This window comes from Archangium sp. (genome assembly GCF_045802675.1).
Lineage (GTDB): Bacteria > Myxococcota > Myxococcia > Myxococcales > Myxococcaceae > Archangium.
On sequence record NZ_JBJMQO010000080.1, the window covers coordinates 157,601 to 180,480 of the forward strand.

The following is a 22,880-nucleotide window of genomic DNA, read 5'->3' on the forward strand; positions in this document are numbered from 1 at the left end:
GCCTAGCGCTCCTTGAGGAGCTGCTGGACGAGCTCGCCCAGCGTGCGGACCTTCCCCGTGTCGGGCGCGGCGACTCCCACGCTCGAGGCCAGTGCCTCGCCCAGCTTGCGCAGCTCCTCGCCCCTGGCGCCCACCTGCCGCAGGTCCATCGCGAGCAGGGCCTCCCGCACGGAGCGCGGGCCGCCACCCGCGGAGCGCTGGACGGCCTCCTCGGCGGCGGGGGGCAGGGGCGCGGTGGGCGCCACGGTGGCGGCGGCGGAGGCCAGCGCGGCGGCGGCGGGTGAGGCAGCCGCGGCCCCGGCCTGCTGGATGCGCTCGACGATGTGGTCGATGACCTTGCGCAGGGTGTTGAAGTCACGCAGGGCGCGGTTGGGGTCTCGCGTGACGCCGAAGGCCTCGCGGGTGCGCGCGAAGATGTCCACCTGCTTGACGGTGTCGATGCCGAGGTCCGCCTCGAGATCGAGGTCCAGCTGCAGCATGTCCTCCGGGTAGCCCGTCTTCTCCACCACGGTGCGCATGAGGACCTCGCGCACCTGGGCCGTGAGGTTCAGCGAGGCGGCGATGGCGGAGGGCACCCCGGGGGACGAGGTGACGGGGAACACCGGCGCGGCGGGCACCACCGGAGCCTGCGCGACGGCGGGGGCGGGGGCCGGAGCCGCCGGAGCGGGCCGGGACGCGGGGGCCGGAGCGGGAGCCTGCGCCGGAGCCGAGGCACCATTGAGGGCGAGTACGCGCTCGACGATGTGGTCGATGACCTTGCGCAGGGTGTTGAAGTCGCGCAGGGCGCGGTTGGGGTCTCGCGTGACGCCGAAGGCCTCGCGGGTGCGCGCGAAGATGTCCACCTGCTTGACGGTGTCGATGCCGAGGTCCGCCTCGAGATCGAGGTCCAGCGCCAGCATGTCCTCCGGGTAGCCCGTCTTGGCCACCACGGTGTCCATCAGCACGCGCCGGACCTCCTCGTGCAGCGCGATGCTCTTCTGCACCATCGTCTCGGCCTGCGCGACGTGCGCGGGCAGCGGGGCCGGTGCTGGCGGCGGCGGCTCGGGAACTCTCGGCGGAGGCCTGGGAGGCTCGACGGGGGCCGCCTTCGCGGGGGCGGGAGCGGTGACGGTGGCGGCCTCGCCCGTGCGCAGCTGCTCCACCAGGGCGATGATGGCGTCGAACGTCCGCAGGTTCTCCGGCTGCGCCATGGAGGCGTCCACGCCGAACTCGCGTCCCAGGGAGATGGCCACCTTCAAGGCGGTGGCCGGCTCGAGCACCCCATCGAGCGGTAGCTGGAGCAGCACCTGCTCCACCACGTCCTCCGCGCTGGCCGCATCCGCCGAGAGCTGGCCCACGCCATTCACGAATGAATGTCCCAGCACGCGCTTGAATTGTTCCATGTCTCCTACCTTGGGATGAATCGAGGCGATGGCTCCGTGCGGCTGCCCCTTGAGGATTTCCCGGGTGAACTGGGTGAGGGACCACTTGGGTCCGGCCTCGATGAAGATACGGGCGCCCCGCCGGTGCGCCTCGGCGATGGCCTGCCGCAGCAGGACGGGCTCGACGAACTGGCGGGTGAGGAAGGCGGGGTACTCGCGCGGCGGCCGGGCGCCGTAGTCCGCCCCGTCGATGGTGGAGATGAGCCGCACGGTGGGCGCGCGGAACGTCAGCCCCTCCAACACGCGCTGGTAGGCGGGACGCGCCGCGCCGATGAGCTGCGAGTGGTAGCCGTGCGAGACGGCGAGCACGGTGGCTTCAATCCCCTGGGCCTCGCAGCGCGCCACCAGGCCGTGCAGGGCGTGCTGGTCCGCGGACACGATGCAGGCGCGCGGCCCGTTGTCGGCGGCGAGCGTGGCGTAGCCGGGCAGGCCCTCGAGGAGGTTCGACACCCGCTCGGAGGGGCACGCGAGCGCCACCATGTGGCCGGGATCCTCGGTGGGCATCTCCAGCACGGCCACGGTGCGCGAGTGGATGGCGCGCAGGCCCTCTTCCAGGGTGAGGCTGCCCGCGGCCACCAGCGCCGCGAGCTCGCCCGCGCTCTGGCCGATGAGCACGTCCGCGCGGATGCCGTGGGCCACCAGCAGGCGGTAGAGCGCCACGTTGACGAGCAGGACGGCGGCGTGGATGTCCTCGTCGTTCTGCCGGTAGCCCTTGGGGTCCTCGGTGTAGAAGCTGCCCGTCAGCGTGCGGCCGGTGAGGCGCAGGTAGAGGTGGTCCGCTTCCTCGAGCGTGCGCGCCACCACCGGGTAGGCGCGGGCGAGCGGGCGCAGCATGTTGGCGTACTGGCCGCCCTGGCCGGGGAAGGTGATGGCCACCGGGGCGCCGCGCAGGGGCGCGTCCGGGCCCGCCGCGAAGATGCCGGACTGGCCGAGCGGCTCCAGGTCTCCGCCCGCCTCCACCCCCTTGCGCAGGAAGTCGCGCTTCTTGCGCAGCTCCTCGCGGGTGCGCGCCGTCATGGCCACGCGCCAGGGGCCCTCGGGCGTGCGCAGCGTGTCCTCGAGCGGCCCCGGCTGCTCGCACAGGGCGTCGAGCCGCGCCAGGCACGCGCGCGCATCCGCCCCGGCCACGGCGACGAGCTTCGGGTCCCCGTCCGCCGGCTCGTTCTCCCGCTCCTTCTTCTCCGGAGGCGAGGAGGACGGCCCCTTGTACTCCTCGAGGATGGCGTGGAAGTTGGAGCCACCGACGCCAAAGGAGCTCACGCCCGCGCGGCGCGGGGCCCCACTGGCGGGAGCGGGCCACGGGCGGTTGTCCGTCACCACCTCGACGCCGTCGGGAATCTTCGGGTTGCGCGGCTCGCTCTTGAGCGAGCGGGGCAGGAGGCCCTCCTGCATCGCCCGCGTCACCTTGATCATCCCGGCCACACCGGCCGCGGCGTTGAGGTGGCCGATGTTGGACTTCACCGAGCCGATGAGGATGGGGCGGTGGCGGCCCTCGACGCAGTAGGTGTTGTGGGTGGACTTCGTCTCCACCACGTCGCCCAGGGCGGTGCCGGTGCCGTGGCACTCCACGTAGTCCACGCTGGTGGGGTGCACGTTGGCGGCGGTGAGGGCGCGGCGCATGGCGAGCGTCTCGCCCAGCTCGCTCGGGGGCAGCACGGAGCGGCCCTTGCCGTCGCTGGAGCCGGCGATGGAGCGGATGACGGAGTGGATGCGGTCTCCATCCCGCTCGGCGTCGGAGAGCCGCTTGAGCACGAGGATGCCGCAGCCCTCGCCGGGGACGAAGCCATCGGCGCCGGCGGAGAAGGGCCTGCTGCCCTTGGCGGACAGCGCGTTGAAGCGGCAGCCGGCGATGAAGAACTCGGGCGACATGTCGGCCCACACGCCGCCGGTGAGGACGACGTCGGCCTCGCGGTGCTGCAGCAGCTTCCAGGAGGCGTGGAGCGCGGCGTGCGAGCTGGCGCAGGCCGAGTCCATCACCATGTGCGGCCCGTGGAAGTCGTAGAGCGAGCAGATGCGGCCGGCGTTGAGGCTGCCCAGGTAGCCGGTGAGGCTGTCCTCGCTGATGGGGGGCAGGCCCGACTTGTAGCGCTCCTCGGCGTTGTCGAGGATGGCGGTGCGCGGCCCCTCCGGCAGTCCGGACTTCTCCAGCGTCTCGCGCAGCTCCTTGGAGAACTCGGCCCAGCGCACGCGCGAGTCCGCGAGGAACTTGATGCCCTGGTACGGCAGGAAGCCGAGCGCCAGCGCCACCCGGTCCCGGTTCCACTTGTCGGGCACGTAGCCCGCGTCCTTGAGGGCCTGCTCCGCGCTCAACAACGTCACCACGTGCGAAGGGTCCAGGGACGCCCAGGCCGCCGGAGGAATGCGCATCTCCATCGTCGGAGAGGGGAGCGAGTCCAGCCAGCAGCCAATCCTCGTGTACGTCTTGTCCTTGCGCTCCGGGTGGAAGTAGCGGTCGGCCTTCCAGCGGTCGCGGGGCACCTCGGCGGTGGCGTCGTGGCCCGCGAGCAGCTTCTTCCAGAGCGCCTCGACGTTGGTGGCGCCGGGGAACATGCCGCCCATGCCGATGATGGCCAGCGGCTCGTGCTCGCGGCGGCGGGGGGCGGCCTTGCGCGGCTCACTGGCGGGCCGGTACGCCTCGAGCACCGCGTGGTAGTTGTTGCCGGCGAAGCTGAAGGCGCTGACGGCCGCGCGGGGCGTGGTGCCGGGGCGGAAGGGCTGCGCCGCGCGCGGCACGTAGAAGGGCGTGCGCTCCAGCTCCAGCTTGGGGTTGATGCGCTCCACGCCCGGCTGCGGGGGAATCTGCCCGTGGTGCAGCGAGAGCACGGCCTTGAGCAGGCCCGCCCCTCCGGCGCCCGCGCGCAGGTGGCCGAGGTTGGCCTTCACCGAGCCGAGCGCGATGGAGCCCGGCGCCCCGCTGTACACGCTGGCCAGCGCCTGCACCTCGCTCACGTCGCCCACCGGGGTGCCCGTGGCATGGCACTCCACGTACTGCACCGAGTCCGCCGCCACGCCCGCGTCCTCGAGCGCGCGGCTCATGGCGAGCGCCTGGCCCTCGCGCCGCGGCGCCACCAGCGACTTGCCCCGGCCGTCCGACGAGCCTCCCACCCCGCGCAGCACCGCGTAGATGGTTTCTCGGTCGCGCTCCGCGTCCTCCAGCCGCTTGAGGGCGAAGAGCGTCACGCCCTCGCCCAGGAGGGTGCCGTCGCACTCGTCCGAGAAGGGCCGCACGGCCCCCTTCACCGACAGCCCGCCCAGCTTGGAGAAGGCGATGAACTCCAGGGGCGTGAGCATCTCGCTCACGCCGCCGGCCACCGCCAGGTCGAACTCCCCGTCGCGCAGCCCGCGCACCGCGAGGTCCAGGGCCGCCAGCGAGGACGCGTACCCCGCGTCCACCGAGTAGTGCAGCCCCTTGAGGTCGAAGTGCATGTTGATGCGCCCCGCGGCCACGCTGGCCGAGGAGCCCACCACGTTGTCGTCACTGCACTCCTTGAGGCGCGTGCGCAGCCGCTGGGCGGTGGCCTCGAGCACCTCCTGCTGCCGGGTGACGGGCAGCGCGCGGAACTCGTCCGTGGTGCGCACCGCGTCCAGCATGTCCTCCAGGCGGATGTGCAGCCCGCTGTCGCGCTGCCAGCCCAGGCTCGTGGCCCCGAGGATGATGCCCGTGGTGTCCCGGGGCAGCACGCGCACCCCGGAGAGCGCCTGGTCACCCGCCTCCAGAATCATCCACTGGAAGGGGTTGACCTGCTGGGCGTCAGCGGGCGTGACCTTGTACTTGCGCCAGTCGAAGACGAAGTCGTGGATGAAGCCGCCCAGCTCCGCGTGCGCCCGGTCCGGCATGGTGCGATCCGGGTGGTAGTACAGCGAGTGCTCCCAGGCACGGGCGGGAACCTTCGAGAGGGAAACCTTGCCGGTCGAGATGCTGGCCCAGAAGTCGGTGACGCGGAGGGCATTGGGCAGGACGCAACCGAGTCCCACCACGGCGATGGCATCCATTCAGGGTCTCTCTGTTGGCCGGGTCGAACCCAGGGGAGGGAGATGTAGGCAAAGAGCTCGGAGGGCGGTTGGAGCCTACCACGGGAGTCGCGGGGGGGCGGAGGTTGCGTGAGGGGGGTGTTCCCAGGGTGGGCGGACCTGTTGGCTGCCTGTCTGGTGGACGATCACCCGAGCGCGTACTGGCATGGAGCCCCGGGGAGTGCAGCCGTCTGTGACGGGCTGTCACGCCCGCCCGGCGGCGCGAGGACAGGCTGGCGCGGTGGCACCGGCGGACGCACGCCTCAGCGCCCCTTTCCCCTTGGAGTCGTGCGCCTTTCGTGGGCAGGCGCGGGGCACTACCCGGACACGGCCAGCGGCCTGCGCGCACTGGTGGAGACGCAGGCCCTGGAGACGATGCCCAAGGACCCGTGGGGCAACGAGTACGTGTACATGTACGAGAGCGGCAAGCCCGTCGTCACCAGCTACGGGGGGGATGGAGCGCCCGGCGGCGAGGGCATCGACGCGGACATCTCCTCGCGCGATCTCCAGAAGGAGAAGGTGGCGAACCGGTAGCCGGAAGCCGGCCCTGCTGAAGGCCTTGGAGCAGGGTCCGCTGCAAGGGCGCGACCTCCTCCTCCTGCGCACGAAGCGGGTACGGGGGCGTGCCCTGGACGCGATCGTCCTCCGGCACGGGCTCGAGCTGCGCATGAACCCTTTTTCACTCGAGAAGGGTTCCCGCTGAGCGGCGTGCCGGAGGGAAGCTCGCCTCTCTTAGTAGAGGATGAAGTCGAATTGCTCGATGACGGCTCGCAGTTCATCCTCGGTGGTCTCATGGCGCATGGCCATGGCGGGGGCGAACAACGTCAAGGCCGTGGCGCGGGACGGTTGCTTGTGGAGGTTTTCCACCGTGACATCACCAAAACTGCCCGGCCACTTGACGCGTCGCAACTCGGGGGCTCGGCGGATGGGGTCCAGGATGGTGAAGCAGGGCCACTTGGGAAAGCGCAGGGTGGCGGGGTCGCACCCCATGATGCGGCAGCCGTCCAGGCGGGCCTCGGAGAAGTCGCAGTCCTCGATGGAGCCGGACTCATACCACGGCAGGCTCATGTATTCAGGCCAGTACCCGAAGTCGCACCCCGACAGGCGCCCCTTGAAGCGGCAGCCCTTCAGGGACGCGGCCACCCAGCTCTGATGGTTCTTGAGTTCCTGCTTCACCTCGAAGGTGCAGTCGATGAAGCGGGGCTGCTTGAGGCTCAGGCGCCGGGCGGGCACCTTCAGCACAAGGGTACAGTTCTTCAGCGTCAGGTTGGGGCCGAGGATGTAGTTGGCCTTCGTGTCCGTCAGCTCCAGCCGCTCGTTTTCGATTTCCCGGTCCGCGAAGACGATGTTCCCGAGCCAATCCATCGCCGCCCCTTTCAGAAGGTGAGCATCCGGAAGAACTCGCCCGCCATGCGCCTGCCATGCCGCGCCAGATTCGACGCCGTTCCGGAGAGAATCTCGTACTTGCGGCCGTTCGCAGGGTCAACCACGTCGACGCCCTTGCTCAGGCTGAAGTCGTAGAGGTGCTCGAACTGCGCTTTCACCTTCAGTTGTACGTAACGCCCCCGGGCCTCGCGCTCCAACAGTCGCGCCAGCCAGTACTCGCCCTTCTTCAGGGCCTTGTTGATGGCGTCCTCTTCCGCGAAGGAAAGCTTGTCGGGCCCCCATTCCTGGGCGGCCTGGGTCACCGCCTCTTGCAGCATGTCGCCGACCTTATCCTCGGCGGGGATGTCCGCCAGCGATTGGCCCCGGCGCAGGTGCCAGCGCTGACCATCGCTGAGCTCCACCTGCTGGTTGCCGCCCCGGTGGCGGAGGACGGTCCGGGCGGAGCGGCCTCCCGGGGCCTGCGCAGCACTGCCCGGCCGCTTCTTGAGCATCACCACGGCCAGGGGGCCCTGGGGAGACGTTGCTACCGTCTCCGCCGCCGCCACCGCCCGGGCCAGAGCTGTCTCCTGCGCCAGGGCCGTCTCCTCCACCATTTCGGGGGCCAGGGCAGCGGCCCCGCCCTGGGCCTCCCACTGCATTCCGGCCAGGCTGTAGCCCGGCAGTGACTTCACCTTCGCCGCCACCTCGCCCAGCGTGCGCCCGGCCAGCGTGGACACCGCCAGAATCAGCGCCCGTGCCGCGTCCTCGCCCAGCGCCTTGCCGAACTCCTCGCCCGCCGCGCGTAACTCCTCGAAGGTGGTGGCCTCGTGGGCCGCGTTCGCCATGCGGGCCCAGCCATCCATCAGCCCGTACACCGTCTCCAGCCCCAGCCAGCCCATCAGAACGGCAACCATGGCAGGAGGGTCTTCTGGGCCCGAACGTGCCGTTGGCGCCGATAAAGGAAGCCGGCCGCCTCGTCCCGCCGGGTCGGTCAGGGAAGGGGGCGCACCGGAAGGCACCCTGGTTGGATTCCGGCCGGAAGGGAGACGCTCTCGCCCTCGGGGGCGGGCGAGGGCGCCGCGCGTCCGCGCTCGGACCTACCTTCCTTTGCGGAGGTGGCCATGGCGAACACGATCGAGATTCCACGAGACAACTGGTCCGTCTGCTTCGAGCGTCTGGGCAGGCAGGCGCAGACCTATCCGGTGCGCATCGAGGTGGAGAACCGGGACATCGGCGACCAGGAGATGGTCCGGAAGCTCCCCCTGGTGGGCATCGACCTGGAGACGAAGGGCTCGGAGATCGGCGACCTCGAAATCACCGTGGGCGAGGCCGGCCAGAACTTCATGCACCACATCGAGGATCCGGCGCGCGTGTTCCTCAGCGTGGACGACTCGGGGAACATCGACTGCATCGCCATCGAGGACGGGGACAACGGCAAGACGCTCATCTTCTTCGAGCGCCAGCCGGGCCTGCCGGCCTCGGTCCTGCTGGAGTCGAGCGTCGGCGGTGAGCAGCCGGCGCCCGGACCCTGAAAGCCTTCCCCTCGAGACGCGGGCGAGGGCGTCCGCGTCTCAATTGGGCGGCGGGTTGAGGGTGGAGACGTAGGCGAAGTTGGTGTCCTGCACCTGCCACAGCTCCACGGGCGCGGGCGCCTCGCCCGTGGCATCGAAGTCGAGCGCGCCGCTGGCGCCGTCCACGTTGACGCTCCGGCCCGCGGCGAGCTCCGCCGACAGGTAGGTGAAGTTGGAGTTGGTGAGCTGGGTGTTGGTGCCGCTGGTGCCGCTGGACACCTTCGTCAGCCCCTCGGCCATCTTCACGCCCGTCACGCTATTGGCCGTGCCCTGGGAATAGGACGCGCTCAGCGCCATCAGGTACAGGGCGTCATAGGCGTTGGAGGTGTAGGCGTACTCGCCCGGGTTCTTCTTGTACTTGTCGCTGAAGCGCGAGCTGAAGGTGTTGAAGGCCTGGCCGGTGCCCTGCGCCGGGGCGGTGCCATAGAAGCCCTGCGCCTCGCGCGCGGAGTCCGGGTTGGCGAGCACGGCCGCGTCCTTCACGCTGTCGGAGAAGAACCACTTGTGGCCGTTGGCGCGCTTGAGGTTCTCCAGGCCGGCCGCGTTGACGAGGATGGGCGTGGCGTCGTCGGCGAAGGCCATCAGCACGGTGACGTCCGGGTCGTACATGTTGAGCTGCGCCAGGGCCTCCTTCACGTCGCCATGCCGCGAATAGAAGAAGCCGCGGTTGGCGATCCGGTTGGAGCCGGTGTTGAGCCGCTCGGAGATGATGTTGTAGAGGCCCTGCCCGTACGGGTCGTCCACGTAGAGGATGCCCACGCGCGACAGGGTGCCAAAGCGCGTGGTGTCCTTCAGCAGGTCGGCGATGACGCTGCCCTGGATGGCGTCCGAGGGCGAGGTGCGCCACACCAGGCCCGTGGTGCCCCCGTTGGTGTCCGGCAGCGAGGTGAGCTCCGGCGACGAGGCGCTATAGGACAGGGTGAGCACGCCCCTGGGCACGGTCACCTTCGCCGCCTCGAGCGTCTGGCTGCTGCCGGCCGTCAGCACCGCCGTCACCTTCTTGTCGCCCACCAGCCACTCGGCCTGCTTGCGGGTGCGCTCCGCGTCGTTCGAGGTGTCGCAGAAGTGCAGGGCGATCTGCTTGCCGCCGATGCCCCGTTGGTTGACCTCGTCCAGCGCGAGCAGCGCGGCGTTGAGCGCCTGCTCATCGGACTGGTCCACGCTCGCGTCCGCGTCGGTGCTGGTGTGCAGGGGCACCAGGGCGCCCATCTGGATGGCGCCCGGGTCGGTGGAGCCATACAGCGTGCCGCAGCCCAGGGGCAGCGGCAGGCACACGCCCTGGGTACACACCTGGTCGCTGTCGCAGTCGGCGCTCGTCTCGCACTGGTCGAGCCCGGCCGCCGTGGTGAGGCTGCACCCGGTGGCCAGCACGCAGAACACTCCCGTCCAGATCAGCGCGCGCATCAGAAGCTCACCTCCACGCCCGCCCCGGCGCCCTGGGGTGCCGAGGTCAACCGGGCCTTGCCGGGCTGGGGCACGGGTTCCTTGGGGTAGAGCAGGATGGCGGCCACCGCGCTCACCAGTCCCACCCCGAAGCCAATGTCCGCCAGCGCCGAGTTGTCGCGGGTGAGCTTCTTCGCCGCCAGCTTGGTGTCCAGCTCCCTGGCGCTGTCGAAGTCCGAGCGCGCGCTCCGGGCCTTCAGCCCGAAGACGGTGCCCATGCCCACGCCCGCCAGGGCCACGCCACCCAGGGCGATGGAGGTCACCTGCATGCGCTTGCGCGAGACCAGCGCGTCGTTATACGCGGCCTTGAGGTTCAGCTGGCTGGCCGCCTCGGAGCGCCGGGCCGACTCCCGCTCGGCCTCCATGCGCCGCCGCGTCGCGTCCGCCTCCTCCTTCAGCCGCCGGCGCTCGGTCTCCGCCGCCGCCGCCGTCTTCTCCTCCTTCTCCTGTTGCAGCCTCAGCCGGTCGATGGACACCCGCGAGCGCTTGCGCAGCTGCGCGTCCTCTCCGTCCGTGAGGTACTTCTCGTAGTAGGAGACGGCCTCCTTCGCCTTGCCGGCCTGATCGTACGCGCGGGCGATGTTGTAGATGAGCCGCGTGTCGGGCTTGAGCTCGTTCGCCTGCTCCAGCAGCTCGGCCGCCTCCAGGTACTTCTTCTGGTCGTACAGCTTCTCGGCCTGCTTGGTGAGCTCCTTCGCGGTGCGGGGGCCACCCCGCTGGGCGCTCGCCAGGCCGGGGGCGAGCAACAGGGCCGCCAACAAAACCAGGACCAATCGCATGGGGGCGGAGCCTACTCCCGAATTCCCCGCCGGGCGAAGGGGCCCGCAAAGGGAAGGGGCCCTCCCACCGGCCGGTGGGACGGCCCCTCGTCACCTCTTCACGGCGCGTCCTGGAGGACGGTCGTGGGAATCCCTCAGGTGCCCAGGCGCGAGATGAGCAGCTTGCGCTGCAGGGTGAGCGCCTCGGGGGCCTTGAGGCCCAGCGACTCGAAGAAGGGCTCCTGGTTCTTGAGCTCGGCCTTCCACTCGTCCTCCTTGATGGAGGTGACCTCGGCCACCGCCTCCGGGGAGAGATCCAGGCCCTTGAGGTTGAGGCCCTGGTCGGCGCGCGGCACCCAGCCCAGCAGCGTCTCCTCGGTGGGGACGCGGCCGTGGACGCGGTTCACGATCCACTCGAGCACGCGCATGTTGTCGCCGAAGCCCGGCCAGATGAACTTGCCGTTCTTGTCCTGACGGAACCAGTTGACCTGGAAGATCTTGGGCGGGTGGGCGATGGACTTCTGCATGTCCAGCCAGTGCTGGAGGTAGTCCCCCATGTGGTAGCCGCAGAAGGGCAGCATGGCCATGGGGTCGCGGCGCACCACGCCCACCTTGCCGGTGGCGGCGGCGGTGGTCTCGCTGCCCATGGTGGCGCCCAGGAACACGCCGTGGGTCCAGTTGAAGGCCTGGATGACGAGCGGGACGGTGTTGGAGCGGCGGCCGCCGAAGATGAGCGCGGAGATGGGCACGCCCATGGGGTCGTTCGCCTTGGGGCTGAGGACCGGGTTGTTGGAGGCCGGCGCGGTGAAGCGGCTGTTGGGGTGCGCGGCCTTCTCGGTGCTGCCCTTCTTCCAGGGACGGCCCTGCCAGTCGGTGAGCTCGTCGGGGACCTCGCCGTCCATGCCCTCCCACCACACGTCACCGTCGGCCGTCATGGCCACGTTGGTGAAGATGGTGTCCCTGGCCACGCTGGCCATGGCGTTGGGGTTGCTCTTGTGGTTGGTGCCGGGGGCCACGCCGAAGTAGCCGGCCTCGGGGTTGATGGCCCACAGACGCCCGTCCGGACCCACGCGCATCCAGGCGATGTCGTCGCCCACGGTCTCGATCTTCCAGCCCGCGTAGTCCTTGGGCGGGATCATCATGGCGAAGTTCGTCTTGCCGCACGCGGACGGGAAGGCGGCCGCCACATAGGTGGTCTCACCCTTGGGGCTGGTGACACCGAGGATGAGCATGTGCTCGGCGAGCCAACCCTCGTGCTGGCCGAGGAAGCTGCCGATGCGCAGCGCGAGGCATTTCTTGCCCAGCAGCACGTTGCCGCCATATCCGCTGCCGAAGCTCCAGATGGTGTTGTCCTGGGGGAAGTGGCAGATGTAGCGGCGGTCCGGGTTGAGGTCGCCCGTGCTGTGCAGGCCGCGGTTGAAGTCGTTGGAGTCGCCGAGCATGTCCAGGGCGGCCTTCCCCATGCGGGTCATGATCCGCATGTTGAGGGCGACGTAGACGCTGTCGGTGAGCTCCACGCCAATCTTCGCGTAGGGGCTGCCCAGCGGGCCCATGACGTAGGGCACCACGTACAGGGTGCGGCCCTTCATGCAGCCGGTGAACAGGTGGGTGAGCTTGGTGTAGGCGGACTCGGGCTCCATCCAGTTGTTGGTGGGGCCGGCGTCCTCCTTGTTCGTGGTGCAGATGAACGTGAGGTGCTCCACGCGCGCCACGTCATTGGGATTGGAGCGGTGCAGGTAGCAGCCGGGGCGCTTCTGCTGGTTGAGGGGGATGAGGATGCCCTCCTTCACCGCCAGGTCGGTGAAGCGCTTCTTCTCCTCCTCGGAGCCGTCACACCAGACGATGTTGTCCGGCTGCGTCATCTGCGCCATCTTGGCTACCCAGGCCAGCAGCTCCGCGTTCTTCGTGGGAGCGTTGCCCTGGAGCGCCGCGGATTGGGTCGAGGCCATTCGCGAGTCTCCTCAAAAAAGGTGGGCGGCAACCTTCCAGGCTGCCCCCTGTAAAAGCAACACCGGCCCCCCGTCGACCCCGTCCCGCACCTCCCATCACCCTTCAATTTCACTTATTGAACCGTCACTATCCAGAAGGCGACGTTCGTTGGAGGTGGGGGTCTCACCTTCTGGCGCACCGGGTCACAGGTTCGGGGCGTTCATGGCCATCGCAATCGTCCTGGGCATCGTGCTCGTTGCCCTGGTGCTCTTCTCCATCGACGTGGTGCCCATCGAGGTGAGCTCGCTGGTGGTGGTGTGTCTGCTGGCCGTCACCCGGGTGCTCACGCCGGAGCAGGCCTTCGAGGGCTTCAGCAACGACACGGTCATCTTCATCTTCACCCTGCTGGCGATGACGGAGGGGCTCGCCAGCACCGGAGTGGTGCATCTGATCGGACAGAGGCTCGCCTTCTTCGCGCGCTTCGGACACCAGACGTTCGTGCTGGCGATGATGGTGGTGGTGGCGGTGTTCTCCTCGGCCGTCTCCAACACGGTGACGACGGCGGCCTTCCTGCCGGTGGCCATTGGAGCGGCGAACCGCGCCAAGGTGCCCAAGAGCAAGGTGCTGCTGCCGCTGGCGTACGCCTCCATGCTGGGGGGCATGGTGCTGCTGTTCGGTACCTCCACCAACCTGGTGGCCTCGGCGGCCTTCGTGCGCTTCGGGCTGGCGCCCATCGGGGTGACGGAGCTGTCGCCGGTGGGCCTGCCGGTGGCGGTGCTGGGCATCCTCGTCGTGGTGTTCCTGGGCCCGCTGCTGCTGCCGGCGCGCGTGGGCAAGGGCGCGGTGGGGGACTGGGCCCTGCGCGACTACCTCACCGAGGCCATGCTGCCGTCCGACTCGCGCTACGTGGGCAAGGCGCTGGCGGAAATCACCGAGGGCCTGGGGCTGCGCGTCATCGGGCTGGTGCGCGAGGGACAGTCGATGCCGGCGGTGCCCACGTACCGGCTGGTGGGCGACGAGCGCATCATCGTCGAGGGCAACCGCGAGGACATCCTCCGGGTGAAGGACCTGAGGGGCATTGAAATCCGTCCGGACATGCGGCTGTCGGACACGGACCTGCGGCCCCAGGACACGCTGCTGGTGGAGGCGACGGTGCCCACGGGCAGCCCGCTCATCGGCCGCAGCCTCAAGGAGACACTCTTCCTGGAGCGCTACGGCCTGGTGGCGCTGGCGCTGCATCGCAAGCCCGCCATTCAACGCCTCACGAAGTTGCAACTGCTGGGGCGGCTCTTCGGCGGGCAGTCCCTGTCCGCGCTGCCGCTGTCGGTGGGTGACGTGCTGCTGCTGCGCGGGCCCCGGGAGAAGGTCCAGGAGCTGTCGGACGGCGTCAACCTGCTCGTGCTGGGGGACGTGGAGTACCAGCCGCCGCGCTACGGCAAGTCGCTGCTGGCGGTGGTGCTCTTCCTGGGCGCGCTCGCGCTGGGCACCTTCAAGGTGGTGCCGCTGTCGGTGGCGGGACTGGCGGGCATGCTGGCGATGATCGCCACCGGGTGCGTGGACGCGCGGCGGGCCTTCCGCGTGGACTGGCGCGTGGTGCTGCTCATCGGCTCCATGCTGGCGCTCGGCGTGGCCATGGAGGAGAGCGGGACGGGCCAATTCCTGGGCGACTTCGCGGCGCGGCTGGGCGAGTACGGAGGCCCGCGCATGGTGCTGCTGGTGATGATGACGCTCACCATCCTGCTGTCGGCGCCCATGAGCAACCAGGCCGCGGCCCTGGTGATGCTGCCGGTGGCCATCGGCGCCGCCGCGAAGCTGGGCGTGGACGCGCGGCCCTTCGCCATCGGTGTGACGCTGGCGGCGAGCTGCTCCTTCATCACCCCGCTCGAGCCGAGCTGCGTGCTGGTGTACGGCCCCGGCCACTACCGCTTCACCGACTTCTTCCGGCTCGGCACCCCGCTGACGGCCCTGCTGCTCGCCTTCCTCGTGGCGGTGGTGCCCCTGGTGTGGCCCTTCCAGAAGGCCGGCCCCGAGCCCGTCCGCACGCGAGAGCCGGTGAGTGAGCGCCTCGTGAAACCTTGAAGCGCGGCTGGATGCTCCCGCCCCATTGGACCCGGGTCCGTTTGCGCGGCTCGCGGTGCTTCGTTACGGTTCCCGCGAGTCTCCCCCGTGTCCTCGCCCCAGGCCTCCTGCCTCCCACTCCGCTGGCATCTCGTCCGGCTCGCGGTCGGAACGCTCCTCCCCGCCGTCGTCTTCGCCGCGGTCGTGGTGTTCCAGCTGGCGCGATTGGAGCGCAAGGCCGTCGAGCGGCGCGCGGTCCAGTCGGCGCGCGCGCTCGCGGGAGCCTTCGAGCGGGAGATGTCCGGCTCCATCCGGTCGCTCCGGGTGCTGGCCGAGTCCGATCGTCTCGACTCGGGTGAGCTGGAGGCCTTCCGCACCGAGTGCGAGCGGGTGCTCCACACGCAACCGGCCTGGAAGCATGTGCTCCTGTTCTCGCCGGACGGCCAGCCGCTGGTGAGCACGGCCTCCCCGATGGGGGCCCCGCTGCCGCCCCTCGCCGAGCCGGCGAGCTTCGCGCGCGTCGTCCAGACGCACCAGCCCGTGGTCGGTGACATCGCCGTGGGCCGGGGTCCGTCGCGGGTGCTCGCCTTTCCCGTCCGGGTGCCGGTGTTGCGCGGCGGCGAGCTGCGGTACGTGCTCACGGCCGTCATCACGCCGGAGGCGCTCACCGACGTGGTGGCCACGGCCTCGGGGACGGAGGAGTGGACGCGCGCGCTCGTCGACCCGCAGGGCCTGGTGGCCGCCCGCACCCGCGATCCCGAGCGCTTCGTCGGGAAGCCGGCGACGCCCGCGTTCCTGGAGCAGACCCGCGCCGCGCTCGAGGGCGTGTTCCCCAGCGTGTCCATGGAGGGCGAGCCGACCTACGTGGCGTTCAGCCGCTCGCAGCCCTCGGAGTGGATCGCGGTGGTCGCCAGCCCCCGGCAGCTGCTGGATGCGCCCGTGCGCGATTCGATGCTGGCCGTCGGAGGGCTGGGGCTCGTGCTGCTGCTCGCGAGCGCGGGCGGGGCCTGGGTCCTCTCCCGGCGCATCGAGCGCTCCATCTCGCGGGCCTCGGACGCCGCGGCGGCCCTCGCGCTGGGCAAGCCCCTCCTCATGGAGCCCTCGAGCGTGCGCGAGCTGGCGCAGCTGGGCGAGGCCTTGGAGCGCTCCGGCCAACTGCTGCGCGAGCGCGAGCGCGAGCGGGACGCGCACCTCGCCGCCGCCGAGACGGCACGCGCCGAAGCCGTCGAGGCCACCCGGGCCAAGGACCTGTTCCTCGCCACGCTCGGACACGAGCTGCGCAACCCGCTCGCCCCCATCGTGACCTCGATGGAGCTGCTGCGCCGGCGGGGCCTCGCGGGGACGCCCGAGCACGAGGTCATCTCCCGGCAGCTGCGGCACGTCGTGCGCCTCGTGGATGACCTGCTCGACATGGCGCGCATCACCCGCGGGCAGATGTCGCTGCACCGCGAGCCGCTGGAGCTCTCGTCCGTGGTCGCCCACGCCGTGGAGGCGGCGGCCCCGCTCATCGGGCAGCGTGGGCACGTGCTCGAGGTCGAGGTGCCCCCCTCGGGCCTCCCGGTGCTGGCGGATGCGGATCGGCTCACGCAGGTGGTCGCCAACCTGCTCACGAACGCGGCGAAGTACACGCCCCCCGGCGGCCACATCCAGCTGCGCGCCCGGGAGCGCGACGGTGGCATCGCGCTCGCCGTCGAGGACGATGGCCAGGGCCTGCCGCCGGACCTCGTGCCCAGGCTCTTCGAGCCCTTCGTGCAGGGGCCTCGCACGCTCGACCGGAGCGTGGGGGGACTGGGCCTCGGTCTGGCGCTGGTGCGCAGCCTCGTCGAGGCGCACGGTGGCCGGGTCGAGGCGCGCAGCGAGGGCCCCGGCCGCGGCAGCACCTTCACGGTCTGGCTGCCCGCACACGTCCAGGCCGAGGCCCCTCCGTCGCTGGAGGCGCGGCGGGAGGAGCCTGTTCCCTCCGAGGCCGAGGCCGAGGCCGAGGCCAGGCCGGCGCAGGCGCTGCGTGTGCTGGTCGTCGACGACAACGTCGATGCCGCCGAGACCCTGGCCGAGCTGCTGGACATGAGCGGGTACGAGGTGGCCGTGGCACACGATGGTGTGCAGGCACTGAGCCGGGTCGAGTCGTTCCGCCCGGAGGTGGTGCTGCTCGACATCGGCCTGCCCGGAGGGATGGATGGGTACGAGGTCGCCACGCGCCTCCGTGAACGGCTGGGCGAGTCGAGCCCCGTCCTCGCCGCGCTCACGGGCTTCAGCCAGGACGGAGATCACACCCGCAGTGCCGCCGCGGGCTTCCACCGCCATTTCGTGAAGCCCATCGAGTTCGACGAGCTGCTGGCCTTCGTCGGGTCGCTGCGTCCGAGGCGAAGCGGGACGGCCTGAGGGTGGCCCGCTGTGGGCCTACGCGGCACACCGCGTGTGGGCGTTCGATACAGTAGAATCCTCTTTTTTCAATACCGGCGCGGCTTTCGACTTTCGCGCCGTGGAGGGGTGCATGGTTTCCAGGAGCAGGGCGTTCCGCCGGGAGCTCTGGCGCGGAGTGCTCGCGGTGATGTGGTGCGTGGTGCTGGTGGCGGGGCAGGAGGCCGTCGCGGGGCCGTTCACCCTCTTCGAGAGCGGACAGGTGCGGCCGCTCGCGCTCTCTCCGAGTGGCGCGTTCCTCTACGCCGTCAACACGCCGGACAACCGGTTGGAGGTCTTCCAGGTCACCTCCGGCGGCCTCACCCATGTGTCCTCGGTGCCGGTGGGGCTCGAGCCCGTCGCGGTCTCGGCACGCAGCGACGAGGAGGTCTGGGTCGTCAACCACCTGTCCGACAGCGTGAGCGTGGTGCGGCTCACGCCGGGAGGCCGCGCTGGCGCGGTGGTGCGCACGCTGCTGGTGGGTGACGAGCCGCGGGACATCGTCTTCGCCGGGCCGGACCGGTGCCGCGCCTTCATCACCGCCGCCCACCGCGGGCAGAACGTGCCGTTTGATCCGCAGTTCACCACGCCGGGCATCGGCCGGGCCGACGTCTGGGTCTTCGACGCGGACAACCTGGGCACCTCGCTGGCGGGCAACCCGCTCACCCTCGTCAACCTCTTCAGCGACACGCCGCGCTCGCTCGCGGTGACGCCGGATGGCTCGCGCGTCTACGCCGCCGGTTTCCACTCGGGCAACCGCACCACCATCATCGCCGAGTCGATCGTTCCCAACGGGGGCGAGGCGGCCGGAGGCGTGCCGGGCCCGAACACCAACTTCGAGGGCATTCCCGCGCCGGAGACGGGCGTGCTGGTGAAGTACAACGGCCAGGACTGGGTGGACTCGCTGGGCCGTCCGTGGAATGACCTGGTGCGCTTCTCGCTGCCGGACAAGGACGTGTTCGTCATCGACGCCACGGCCAATCCGCCCGCGCAGCTGTCGGGCCCGGCCGGCTTCTACTCGGGCGTCGGCACCATCCTCTTCAACATGGCCGTCAACCCGGTGAACGGGAAGGTGTACGTCAGCAACACCGAGGCCCGGAACGACTTGCGCTTCGAGGGCCCGGGCACCTTCGCCGGCAGCAGTCTGCGCGGGCACCTGCACGAGAGCCGCATCACCGTGCTGGACTCCTCGGGCGTCGCGCCGCGGCACCTCAACAAGCACATCAACTACGCGGCCTGCTGCGCCCCCCTCCCCAACGCCGAGAACGAGAAGAGCCTGGCGCAGCCGCTCGGCATGGCGGTGACCTCCAACGGCGCCACCCTGTACGTGGCCGCGTTCGGCTCCTCGAAGGTGGGCGTCTACTCCACCGCCGCGCTCGAGTCCGACACCTTCGTGCCGGGCACGTCGAACCAGATTCCCGTGAGCGGCGGCGGCCCCACGGGGCTGGTGCTGGACGAGCTGCGCGGGCGCCTGTACGTGCTGACGCGCTTCGACAACGCCATCTCCGTCATCCACACCGGCACGCGCCAGGAGCTCGCCCACGTGCCCATGTACAACCCCGAGCCGCCGAGCGTGGTGGCGGGGCGCCCGTTGCTCTACGACGCGCGCAAGAGCTCGAGCCACGGTGACTCGTCCTGCGCGAGCTGCCACATCTTCGGCGACTTCGACAGCCTGGATTGGAACCTCGGCAACCCGGACGGCACCTACAAGCAGAACAAGAACCCCATCGCCCAGGTGCCACCCGAGTTTGGGGATGATCCGACCTTCGGCCAGGATCCCAACTTCCACCCGGTGAAGGGCCCGCTGGCCACGCAGAGCCTGCGCGGCATGGCGAACCACGGCCCCATGCACTGGCGCGGAGACCGCACTGGCGGCAACGACGCCCCGAGCTCCCAGCCCGACAGCGGCGCCTTCGACGAGTCCGCGGCCTTCAAGCAGTTCAACCCCGCGTTCATGGACCTGCTCGGGCGCAACTCGCAGCTGTCGCCCGCGGAGATGCAGCAGTTCTCCGACTTCATGCTCCAGGTCGTCTACCCGCCCAACCCGGTGCGCAACCTCGACAACTCGCTCACTCCGGCGCAGCAGGCGGGCAAGGACTTCTTCTTCAACACCGTGAGCTTCTTCCACGGGCCCTGCAACTCCTGCCACCGCCTGGACCCCAACGCCAACCCGGGTGCGGGCTCCTTCAAGGGCCTCTTCGGCACGGACAGCAAGTCCGCCTTCGTCGGCACGGCCATCTTCCCCAAGACGCCGCACCTGCGGAACCTGTACCAGAAGGTGGGCATGTTCGGCGTGGCCTTCCCCTTCGGCTTCCAGGAGCCCGATTCCTTCCTCGGAGACCAGGTCCGTGGCTTCGGCTTCAACAGCGACGGCTCCATCGACACGCTGCTGCGCTTCAACGCCGGCTTCGACTTCCATCCCATCTTCAACTCGGTGGGCATCCCGGACTCGCCCGAGGGCCGGCAGCTCAAGAAGGACATGGAGCAGTACCTGCTGGCCTTCGACAGCAACCTGGCGCCCATCGTCGGACAGCAGGTGACGCTCACGCCGAGCAACGCGTCCATGGCCGGCCCGCGCATCAACCTGCTGGTGGCCCGTGCGAACGCCGGGGAGTGTGACCTGGTGGCCAAGGGACGCATCGCCCTCACCGAGGTGGGCTTCGTCTACCAGGGCGGGCAGTTCAAGGCCGACCGGCAGTCCCAGCTCCCCGTCGCCGACGCGGCCCTGCGCCAGCGCATCGCCACGCACGGGGGCACGCTGACCTATACCTGCGCGCCTCCGGGCTCGGGCCAGCGCATCGGCATCGATCGCGACCTCGATGGCTTCCCCGACGGTGACGAGCGGGCCGCGGGGAGCAATCCGGCGGATCCGCACAGCACCCCCTGATCCACCCTGGGGAGCCGGCCCGGTCCTTCGCGCGAGGGTCGGGCCCGGCTTCCCGGTGGCAGCTCTCTTCCTGCCGATTCTCCCACCCGCGGAGCCAGACTCATGCAGGCCACGACCCCCACCTCTGCTTCGTCCTCCCTGGCCCGCTCGACGCTCATCAAGATGGGCGTGCGCATCGCGGTAATCATCGTCCTGACCACCTTCTTCAGCTACCTGCACATCTTCAACTCCTTCCGCGACGAGGCCCTCGTGCGGATGGAGCAGAGTGTCTCGGAGCGCGGTGCACGCGAGCAGGCCATCTTCCTGCTGGCGGAGGACAACCACGCGCTTCTGGGTAAGGCCTTCGCGGAGCGGTACCGGGCCGTGAGCGACGAGGAGCTCCAGCGCCGCTTCGACAGCGTGTTCGCGACCCTGCCGGATGGGACGCTTCGCAACCAGCCCCAGGGTTTCGATGGGACGCGGATGCCGGGCGTCTTCGTGCCCCGAGGGGTGAAGGTGGATGACGACTTCCGCCGCCGGCTCCTGGCCGCGTACGACGTGGTCGCCCAGTACGGGCCCGCCTTCCATGCCCGCTTCATGGACACCGGCGTCATGCTGCCGGAGGGCGTGGTGGTGGGGTACTGGCCCGAGGGGGCCACCTACTTCCAGGACCTCGCGCCCGACTTCTCCATCCTCGAGCTGGAGTACTCCACCCTCGCCCTGCCCCAGAACAACCCGCGGCGGGAGACGGCGTGGACCGGCGTCTTCGAGGACGCGCCCAGCAAGACGTGGATGGTGACAGCCACCACCCCGCTGGACATGGACGGCCGCCATGTGGCGACGATGTCCCATGACGTGCTCCTCAACGAGCTGATGGACCGCACGCTCGGCAACCATCTGCCCGGGGGGTACAACCTCCTCTTCCGCGACGATGGCCTGCTCATCGCCCACCCCGAGCTGCGGGTGAAGAGCGGGGCGGAGGCCTACAACATCCTGAAGGACTCGCGGCCGCCGGAGGCCATCTTCGAGCAGGCGAGCACCGAGGCGCAGCGCGCCCACCTGCGCGCCATCTTCGAGCGGGTGGAGGCGCGCTCACCCGGCCAGGTCGTGCTGGAGCTGCCGGAGTATGACGAGTACCTCGCCGTGCAGCGGCTGGCGGGCCCGGAGTGGAGCTTCGTCACGGTGCTGCCCGAGAGCAGGGTGTCCGCGACCGCCTTCCGGGCGGCGCGCTACGTGCTGGTGTTCGGCGTGGTGTCGCTGCTGATGGAGCTGGGCATCATGTACTGGGTGCTGCGGCAGCAGATCGCCCGCCCGCTGCGGGACTTCACCCAGGCCACCACCCGGTTGGAGGCCGGGGACTTCGAGGTCGGGCTGGAGACCTCGCGCGAGGACGAGCTGGGCCAGCTGGCGCACGCCTTCCAGCGCATGGCCCGCGAGGTCCAGCGGCGCGAGGAGGCCCTGCGGCAGGCCAACGAAGGGCTGGAGCATCGCGTGGCCGAGCGCACCCAGGAGCTCACGGACGTGCACCGGAAGCTCGTGGAGACGGCGCGGCAGGTGGGCCGGGCGGAGATCGCCACCAACGTGCTGCACAACGTGGGCAACGTGCTCAACAGCGTGCTCACCTCGGCGCTGCTGGCGCGGGAGCGGCTGGCCGCGCTGAAGCTCGAGAGCGTGGAGCGCCTGGCGGACCTGCTCGAGGAGCACCGGGCGGAGCTCGGGCCCTTCCTCCTCGAGGATGGGCGCGGGCGCAACGTGCTCCCCTACCTGCGCCAGCTGGGCAAGCACATGCAGGGCGAGCGTCAGGAGCTCCAGACACTGCTCGGTGACGTGAGCCGGCACACCGATCACATCGGCGCCATCGTCAAGATGCAGCAGCGCTACGCCCGCACGCCCCAGCAGCTCCTCGAGCCGGTGCAGCTGGGGGAGTTGCTGGAGGACGCCCTGCGCATCAACCAGGCCGCGCTCGGCCGCCACTCCGTCCAGGTGGAGCGCAACCTGGTGGAGGTGCCTCCCGTCCTGACGGAGAAGCACAAGGTGCTGATGATCCTCGTCAACCTCATCAGCAACGCGAAGTACGCCATGGACGCGTTGCCCCGGGAGGAGCGGCGCCTGAGCGTGCGCCTGGGGCAGCCCTCCGCGGGCCTCATCCACCTCGAGGTGCGCGACAACGGCGTGGGCATCGCGCCGGAGATGCGCACGCGCATCTTCCAATACGGGTTCACCACCCGCGAGGAGGGGCACGGCTTCGGCCTGCACTCCAGCGCGCTGGCGGCCCAGGAGCTGGGCGGCTCGCTGGTCGCGCACAGTGACGGGCCGGGGAAGGGCGCCACCTTCACGCTGGAGTTGCCGCTGGCCCCCGAGCTGCGCACGGAGCGGTCGGCGGCGTAGGCGGGCCCCTCAGTGGATGGCGGCGCGCAGGCCCACCTGCTCGAGCACCGCGGCCTCGTGGTCGAGCAGCTCGTCCAACCGGGCGCGCACCGAGGCCTCGTCGCCGTTCGCCGCGGTGACGGCCAGCCGGAAGAAGAGCGCCTGGTGGCCATCCTCGGACTGGGCCAGCTCCCCGTAGAAGCGGCGCAGCATGGGCTCCTGGAGTCCCTCGGCCAGCAGCGAGAGGCGCTCGCAGGAGCGGGCCTCGATGACGGCGGCCACCAGCAACCGGTCCACCTTGCGGCCCTCGGCGGAGGTGCGGACGGCCTTCTGCAGCCCCTGGGCGTACGGGTCGCCCGTGTCGCGCCCCAGTGTGAGGCCCCGGGCCTCCATCAAGTCGAGCACGCGCGCCAGGTGCGCGCTCTCCTCGCGCGCCAGCCGGGCCATCTGCGCCGGCAGGCCGGGCAGGTCCGGGTAGACCTGGAGCAGCGAGAGGGCATTGGCCGCGGCCTTCTTCTCGCAGTGGGCATGGTCCACGAGCACCTCGTCGAAGCGCTCGAGCGCGAGGGGCAGCCAGCGTGGATCACTGGGGGCGCGGAGGATGACGGGGCCCTCTCCCGAGAGGGGACGGCGTTCAGGCGTGGGACGGGACATGGTGCACTCCGGAGGGGGCGCGGAGTGTAACCGCCCC

Annotated in this window: 12 protein-coding genes and 1 pseudogene; 6 read left to right on the top strand and 7 right to left on the bottom strand. The window is 70.4% G+C overall.

Features of this window, described 5'->3' with window-relative positions; genetic code table 11:
• Window positions 1–2 precede the first annotated feature (2 nt).
• Window positions 3–5,414, bottom strand: coding sequence for a beta-ketoacyl synthase N-terminal-like domain-containing protein (locus ACJ8AN_RS23210; RefSeq protein WP_407757626.1), 5,412 nt, complete (start codon window positions 5,412–5,414; stop codon window positions 3–5).
• 330 nt (window positions 5,415–5,744) lie between these two features.
• On the opposite strand from ACJ8AN_RS23210, the pseudogene ACJ8AN_RS23215 reads away from it, so the two are divergent.
• Window positions 5,745–5,966, top strand: a pseudogene (locus ACJ8AN_RS23215) (type II secretion system protein GspG); the annotation flags it as partial.
• 198 nt (window positions 5,967–6,164) lie between these two features.
• Here ACJ8AN_RS23215 and ACJ8AN_RS23220 read toward each other — a convergent pair.
• Together ACJ8AN_RS23220 and ACJ8AN_RS23225 are read right to left on the bottom strand one after the other, a co-directional pair.
• Window positions 6,165–6,797, bottom strand: coding sequence for a hypothetical protein (locus tag ACJ8AN_RS23220; RefSeq protein WP_407757627.1), 633 nt, complete (start codon window positions 6,795–6,797; stop codon window positions 6,165–6,167).
• Between the two features lie 11 nt (window positions 6,798–6,808).
• A complete protein-coding gene (locus ACJ8AN_RS23225; protein WP_407757628.1) occupies window positions 6,809–7,711 on the bottom strand; it encodes a hypothetical protein in 903 nt (300 codons plus the stop codon).
• A gap of 207 nt (window positions 7,712–7,918) precedes the next feature.
• On the opposite strand from ACJ8AN_RS23225, the gene ACJ8AN_RS23230 reads away from it, so the two are divergent.
• Window positions 7,919–8,329, top strand: coding sequence for a DUF5335 family protein (locus ACJ8AN_RS23230; protein ID WP_407757629.1), 411 nt, complete (start codon window positions 7,919–7,921; stop codon window positions 8,327–8,329).
• 39 nt (window positions 8,330–8,368) lie between these two features.
• Here the strand turns inward: ACJ8AN_RS23230 and ACJ8AN_RS23235 are convergent, their stop codons facing one another.
• The 3 genes from ACJ8AN_RS23235 to ACJ8AN_RS23245 form a co-directional block, all read right to left on the bottom strand.
• Entirely contained in the window at window positions 8,369–9,772 is a 1,404-nt protein-coding gene (locus ACJ8AN_RS23235; protein WP_407757630.1) for an ABC transporter substrate-binding protein, read from the bottom strand.
• The gene (locus tag ACJ8AN_RS23240) at window positions 9,772–10,590 is read right to left on the bottom strand and encodes a hypothetical protein (protein WP_407757631.1); all 819 of its coding nucleotides are present in this window, start codon (window positions 10,588–10,590) and stop codon (window positions 9,772–9,774) included. The genes ACJ8AN_RS23235 and ACJ8AN_RS23240 overlap by 1 nt, the downstream gene beginning before the upstream one ends.
• Window positions 10,591–10,724: 134 nt before the next feature.
• On the bottom strand, window positions 10,725–12,518 hold the full coding sequence (locus tag ACJ8AN_RS23245) for a phosphoenolpyruvate carboxykinase (GTP) (protein WP_407757632.1): 1,794 nt from the start codon (window positions 12,516–12,518) through the stop codon (window positions 10,725–10,727).
• 202 nt (window positions 12,519–12,720) lie between these two features.
• Here ACJ8AN_RS23245 and ACJ8AN_RS23250 point away from each other — a divergent pair, with 202 nt between their 5' ends.
• The 4 genes from ACJ8AN_RS23250 (at window position 12,721) to ACJ8AN_RS23265 (ending at window position 22,210) form a co-directional block, all read left to right on the top strand.
• Complete coding sequence (locus tag ACJ8AN_RS23250; RefSeq protein WP_407757633.1) at window positions 12,721–14,577, top strand: SLC13 family permease; 1,857 nt, start codon at window positions 12,721–12,723, stop codon at window positions 14,575–14,577.
• 87 nt (window positions 14,578–14,664) lie between these two features.
• A complete protein-coding gene (locus ACJ8AN_RS23255) occupies window positions 14,665–16,938 on the top strand; it encodes an ATP-binding protein (RefSeq protein WP_407757634.1) in 2,274 nt (757 codons plus the stop codon).
• Window positions 16,939–17,050: 112 nt separating this feature from the next.
• Window positions 17,051–19,843, top strand: coding sequence for a hypothetical protein (locus ACJ8AN_RS23260; protein ID WP_407757635.1), 2,793 nt, complete (start codon window positions 17,051–17,053; stop codon window positions 19,841–19,843).
• 102 nt (window positions 19,844–19,945) lie between these two features.
• Entirely contained in the window at window positions 19,946–22,210 is a 2,265-nt protein-coding gene (locus ACJ8AN_RS23265) for an ATP-binding protein (protein WP_407757636.1), read from the top strand.
• Window positions 22,211–22,219: 9 nt separating this feature from the next.
• Here ACJ8AN_RS23265 and ACJ8AN_RS23270 read toward each other — a convergent pair whose 3' ends face one another.
• Entirely contained in the window at window positions 22,220–22,843 is a 624-nt protein-coding gene (locus ACJ8AN_RS23270; RefSeq protein WP_407757637.1) for a tRNA-(ms[2]io[6]A)-hydroxylase, read from the bottom strand.
• Window positions 22,844–22,880: the final 37 nt, after the last annotated feature.